Genomic DNA, 5,445 nt, shown 5'->3' with positions numbered 1-5,445 from the left:
CGGCGGTCTCGAGCGCGCCCGCGAGAACGGCACGCGCTGGCGGCACCTCGTCAGGGACGACGGCGAGTTCGGCGACGGGCACGACGTAGCGGTCCTGGTGGGGGTACAGGCAGAAGACGGTGCGTCCGCGCAGAGCGTCCGGGCCCTCCTCGACGACCCCGACGGACAAGTAGCCGTACTTCACGGGGCTGGGGAACGATCCCTCTTGGTGCGGCGCCTGCATGAGCCCCGCGACGCGCTGCGGAACGCGATTCGCGAGGACAAGGCCCTCCGTCCCGCGGCTGTACCCCGAATAGAGGGAGCGGACGAGCGCCGCGCCCTCGCCGGTCTGGGGCAGGGACTCGGTCCGCAGCTCGCCCTCGCACGGCCCCGTGATCCAATACGCGGTCGCGAAGCGGTCCTCGCCGCCCGGGGAGTGGTTCATGGCTTCACCGCCATATCGATCGCCGTGGGGAGGAGTTTGGGGCTCCCCGCTTCGTTCATTCTCCCCGCCGCGGCGCGTGCAGCGGAACGGCTCGGAACCTCTCGTTCGTCCCCTCTGCGGCGCGGTTTTCGCGGCGCGACATTCACCGGGTCTCGCATGCAGCCTCCGTTTCGCCGCGACACTCTTCACCGCGGGAAATACCCCTTGCAGATGCCGCGTAAACGGGCGCGCCGAGCGCTGAGTACCCCCTGCAGGTATAGACAGAACGGTCTGTCTAGCCGTAGCGTCCGATTAATTGCACGGTCCGTATCGATTCAGGCGAGAAGGAGATCCGTTCATGACGAGCGTTCGAGAGGAGCTCGCGGCACCACCGCGAACTGCCCCCCGCGATGCCGAATCGCTGCCAGCGGACCCGGCACCCCGGGTCGCGGAGCTCGGCGACCGGTCGAGTGAATCGGCCTCACCCGAGACCGCCGCGCGGGCCAAGGCAGCCGGAGACCTCGCCGTCGAATACCTGGGGGTGGCCGACGCGCTCGCGAAGCGCTTTCGATGCCCCGGCCATGACCCCGACGACCTGCGCCAGGTCGCGCGGTTAGGACTGATCAAGGCCGCGAACAGGTATCGGCACGACCAGGGGCATGGATTCGTCCCCTACGCGGTGCCCACGATCACGGGCGAGCTCAAGCGGTACCTGCGCGACCAGTCGTGGGTGGTGCGGCCGCCGCGCGGCATCCAGGAGCTGCGGCTCAAGATCAACGCGCTTCGGCCGCGGCTCGCGCAGTGCCTCGGACACGAGCCCTCGACGCGCGAGCTCAGCCTTGAGCTCTCGATGCCGGTCGAGGACGTCGCGGAGGCGCAGATCGCGGACGCCTCGATGGTGGCGAACCCCATCGAGCACGCCGACACGTCCGACGATCCGGTGGAGCGGCGGCTCAACGTCGTCGTCGCGGCGGAGGATCCCGGCTACGAGCGCGTCGAATCGATGCAGGCACTCGCCGACGCGCTCGAGGGCGCGTCGGAGGCGGAATACCACCTCCTGCACCTCCGATTCGTGAGGGAGCTCACGCAGGACGAGATCGCGCGCGAGCTCGGCGTGAGCCAGATGCAGGTCTCGCGGCTCCTGCGCCGGCTGCTCGGGAGGCTCCGCCGCCGCATGGCCGCGTAAGCGCCTGTCCCCAGTTGGGGCAGCACGCTAACTGATCCGGTTGATTTTGACGCCCAGTCTGTGACCTTATGTGCCCTTTACAGCATGGGTTTACCGGCGTCTACTGGAAGAGGCCAGCGGCTTCGGGCGCCGGCGCGAAAGCACCGACCACCACCCCACTGACCGGCTCCTCCGGGAGTCCGGAGGAGCGGATTGATGGGAGGGAGTAACTCAATGAAGAAGTGGATGCGCTGGGAAGACTACGTTGCAGGGGTCTGCGGGCTGGTCGCCGCGTTGTCGGTGATCGTGACGATGCCCTCGACAGCGGCGGTGTCTCTCATGCTCGTCTTCGGCATCCTGCTAATCGCAACGGCCGTCCTCAACCTGTCCATGCCGGGCACTCCGTGGCTCGAGTACGCACAGGCGGCCTTCGGCGTCCTGCTGTTCGTCTCCCCATGGATCGGTAACTACACCGGAACCGCCGGAGCGGCCTGGACGTCTTGGATTGCCGGCCTGGTAGCCGCGGTCGTGACAGCGGCGGCCATCAAGCCGAGCATCGACACGCATCGCAAGATGATGCCCTCGCACTAGAAAAAGAGTTAGTCCACAACGGCCGCGGCGTCCTGAGGCGTCGCGGTCGTTCCGTGCCCGGCGCGACCGAGTTAGGCCTGCTGGACGGCGAGCCAGCGGAATTCCTGCGGCGGGAGCGTCAGCCCCTCCGCGATCCGGAGCGTTTGCCCCGTTAAAAGGTCGACGGCGTCGCCCCCGAGGCCAGAAAGCGTCGCCTCGTCGACGTGCTCGGGTGAGTCGGAGAAGTTCGCCAAGGCGAGGACTCCGCCGTCGTCCGTCTGACGCTGGTAGCCGAGGATATGAGGATTGTTCGTCGCGAAATCGACGAGCCGATTGCCCGCGAAGGCGGGCGTCTGCGCCCGCACCGCGAGCATGCGCGTGAGGCCGGCGAAGATCGCGCCCTCCGGAGTGGTGGGATCGCTGCGGCGGGCGTAGCGCTCGGCGGGATAGTGCGGTCGGTGTACCCAGCGGCTGTCCGCCTCGTGCCCCGCTTCCTGGGCGTAGCCGTAGTCGTTGAGCTGGCCCACCTCGTCGCCGAGATAGATGAGCGGGACGCCGCCCGTGCTGATCGCGACCGAATGCGCGAGCAGGATGCGGCGAATCGCCTCGGGGGAGCCTGACTCGAGCCCGCACAGGGAGGCGGTAGTGCCGGAGATGCGGCAGTCGCCCGTGCGCGGGTTGTCCTGGAACGCGACGCCGCGCGCGAAGCTTCCGGGGTAGCGGTTCACGTAGAAGTTGTTGAGGAAGCGGCGGTGGTCGAAGCCGTTGATGCCGAGCTCGGCTGCCTCCTCGTCCGCGAACGTCCAGCCGATGTCGTCGTGGCTCCGCACGTAGTTGACCCACGCCGTGCCGGCGGGGAGGTTGTGCCGGCGCTTGAGCGCCTGGGCGAGGAGTGAGACGTCCCGCGTGGCGAGGGCCTCCCACGTGAGGGCCATCTCGAGGGGGTTGTACGAAAGCTGGCATTCCGCCGGGTCGATGTACTGGACCACCTCGTCCGGGTGCACGATCGCCTCGGACTTGAACAGGAGCGATGGCGCCGCGAGTCGGCACACGGCGTTGAACGCCCGGAGGAGCGAATGCGCCTCGGGGAGGCTCTCGCACGCCGTGCCGAGCTGCTTCCAGATGAATGCGACCGCGTCCATGCGCAGGATCTCGATGCCCTGATTCGCGAGGAAGAGCATCTCCCCGGCCATCGCGCGGAACACGGCGGGGTTCGAGTAGTTGAGATCCCACTGGAACGTGTGGAAAGTGGCCCAGACCCAGCGGCCGTCGGGGAGCGGGACGAAGGAGCCGGGATGATCGTCCGGGAAGATCTCGCGGACGGTCCGCTCGTACGCGTCCGGCATGGTGCGGTCGGGGAAGAGCCAGTAGTAGCCCTCGAAGTCGGGATCGCCGGCGGCGGCCCGTTGGGCCCATTCGTGCTCGTTGGACGTGTGGTTGAAGATGAAGTCCACCACGAGACTGATGCCGTTTTCGCGGAGCTCGGTCGCGAGCTCGCGCAGCTCCGCGATGGTGCCGAGCTTCGGGTTGACGTCGCGATAGCTCGAGACCGCGTAGCCGCCGTCCGAGTTCGGCTCCGGGGCGAGGAACAGCGGCATGAGGTGCAGATAGGTGAGGCCCAGCTCGCGGAAATACGGGATCCGGTCGCGGAGGCCCGCGAGGCTGTCGGCGTAGCGGTCCACATAGCAGACCGCGCCCAGCATTTCGCGCGACTGGTACCAGTCGGGCTCAGCCTCGCGCCGCGCGTCAAGCGCTTTGAGCTCCGCGGGTCGCTTCTGCCAGGACTCGGCGCATTCGACGACGAGCGCCGAGAGCTGCGCGAGCCAGTCCCCGCGCTCGCCGTAAAGGGAGCGGAAGAGGCGCTCGAGCTCGGGGAAATGGCGGTCGAAGCGCTCGCCGAATTCGACCCATTCCACCCCGCTCAGCTGGGGATCCGCGTCCAGAGCGGACAAGACGTGCTGACGGGCCTCCTGCTCGACACTCGCGCTCTCCGGCACGTGACCCTCCTCGGCGTGGGTTCTCGTTTGCGGTGTGGTGCGTGCCACATACGTTACTTGCGGGCCTCCGAGCGCGCGACCTCGCGACGTGACGGACCCCGGGATTGGACACTCGGCGCAGACGGTGGACAGTGGAGCTATGCAGGAGCAGCTGATCCGGCTCATCGCCGCGCTCGCCAATGGTCGCGCGCGGGAGCGCTTCGCGGAGATCGCGTTGGGCGGGCGCCGCGGCGTGCCCACGGATCCAACCCGGGACCGTCTTGTTGAGGCGGCGGGGGTGCTCGAGGAGCTCCCCGGCGCGCTCGTCCGTGTCGACGAGGCCGCCCTACAGGCGCTGCTTGCCCACGCCCGGTCTGCCCTGGCGCCGAAGCCCGAGCTTAAGATCGAGCAGCTTCCGCGACGGCGCACCCTGCTCCGTGCGACCCTCGAGGAGCTCGCGGGCGAGGTGCTCGGGCCCGACGAAACCGTGCCCGAGACCGAGCTGAATGCGCGGCTCGCCGAGAGGGTCGACGACGTTCCGCGCGTACGCCGCGCGCTCGTCGACGAAGGTCTGTTGGGCCGCAAGGCCGACGGCAGCGCGTACTGGCGGGCGTAGCGGCCGGAAATCATCCGAGCTTGGGGTCTCCGGCGCAGGGTACTGGCAGATCTGGCGCGTCTGAGCGGACCCGGGGAATGGGGAAATAGGCGCCGCGTCACACTGGTGTTTTACATGTCTAATTGACATGATCATGCTGCCGTGATCGAGGCTGGCCCCACCACAGGCTCATCTCGGTCCGGCGGCACCTTCCCCCTCAGCTCCGTCGCACACTCTCAGAAAGGTCAGCCATGACCCAGCCCAACGTTGGCGAACCCACCGCACCCGCACAGCCCGTCCCCGCGGCCCAGCCCAAGTCGCGCATCGCCGCTGGCCTGCTCGGCATCTTCCTGGGCAGCCTCGGGGTGCACCGCTTCTACCTCGGCTACACGAAGATCGGCATCATCCAGATCGTCGTCACGCTCGTGACGTTCGGCTTCGGCGCCCTGTGGGGCTTCATCGAGGGCATCATGATCCTCGCCCGCGCCGAGGCCTTCCGTGCCGACGCGAGTGGGACCCCACTGGCCGACTGAGCCGCCGCGACGGGGGCGCAGTCCTGAACTGAGTCGCCGTCCTGGCCGCGGCCTATCGGCGCGGCTTCCTTCCGACGTTTGTTCCCGGCGGCGGGCAGCGATGACACGCTGCCCGCCTCCGGCGCCCTACGAGACGGCCGCCGGCCGCAGCCGCAGGCCCTGCATGCCGCCGTCGACCGCGAGCGATGTCCCAGTCGTCGAGC

The 5,445-nt window shown here is 68.5% G+C and carries 5 protein-coding genes and 1 pseudogene; 4 read left to right on the top strand and 2 right to left on the bottom strand.

Features of this window, described 5'->3' with window-relative positions; translation table 11 throughout:
• A pseudogene (locus ACLN58_RS17145) lies at positions 1-424 on the bottom strand (dehydrogenase); the annotation flags it as partial.
• A 337-nt stretch (positions 425-761) separates the two neighbouring features.
• Between ACLN58_RS17145 and ACLN58_RS17140 the strand changes: the two are divergent.
• Complete coding sequence (locus ACLN58_RS17140) at positions 762-1,589, top strand: sigma-70 family RNA polymerase sigma factor (protein WP_415856458.1); 828 nt, start codon at positions 762-764, stop codon at positions 1,587-1,589.
• 213 nt (positions 1,590-1,802) lie between these two features.
• Positions 1,803-2,159, top strand: a complete 357-nt coding sequence (locus ACLN58_RS17135; RefSeq protein ID WP_415856457.1) for an SPW repeat protein — start codon at positions 1,803-1,805, stop codon at positions 2,157-2,159.
• 71 nt (positions 2,160-2,230) lie between these two features.
• Here the strand turns inward: ACLN58_RS17135 and ACLN58_RS17130 are convergent, their stop codons facing one another.
• Complete coding sequence (locus tag ACLN58_RS17130; protein WP_415856456.1) at positions 2,231-4,135, bottom strand: alpha-amylase family glycosyl hydrolase; 1,905 nt, start codon at positions 4,133-4,135, stop codon at positions 2,231-2,233.
• Positions 4,136-4,274: 139 nt separating this feature from the next.
• Between ACLN58_RS17130 and ACLN58_RS17125 the strand changes: the two genes are divergently transcribed.
• Positions 4,275-4,730: a DUF2087 domain-containing protein gene (locus ACLN58_RS17125; RefSeq protein WP_415856455.1), complete on the top strand. Its 456-nt coding sequence runs from the start codon at positions 4,275-4,277 to the stop codon at positions 4,728-4,730.
• Positions 4,731-4,960: 230 nt separating this feature from the next.
• Complete coding sequence (locus ACLN58_RS17120) at positions 4,961-5,242, top strand: TM2 domain-containing protein (protein ID WP_415856454.1); 282 nt, start codon at positions 4,961-4,963, stop codon at positions 5,240-5,242.
• Positions 5,243-5,445: the final 203 nt, after the last annotated feature.

It is taken from the genome of Sinomonas sp. G460-2, from assembly GCF_047759905.1.
In the GTDB taxonomy this organism is placed as follows: Bacteria; Actinomycetota; Actinomycetes; order Actinomycetales; family Micrococcaceae; genus Sinomonas.
Note: the sequence above shows the minus strand (reverse complement) of the source record. Positions and strands in the feature narration are given on the sequence as shown.

Coding starts and splice junctions, on each gene's coding strand:
- ACLN58_RS17140 (WP_415856458.1), top strand. CDS start 762: ATGACGAGCGTTCGAGAGGAGCTCGCGGCACCACCGCGAACTGCCCCC.
- ACLN58_RS17135 (WP_415856457.1), top strand. CDS start 1,803: ATGAAGAAGTGGATGCGCTGGGAAGACTACGTTGCAGGGGTCTGCGGG.
- ACLN58_RS17125 (WP_415856455.1), top strand. CDS start 4,275: ATGCAGGAGCAGCTGATCCGGCTCATCGCCGCGCTCGCCAATGGTCGC.
- ACLN58_RS17120 (WP_415856454.1), top strand. CDS start 4,961: ATGACCCAGCCCAACGTTGGCGAACCCACCGCACCCGCACAGCCCGTC.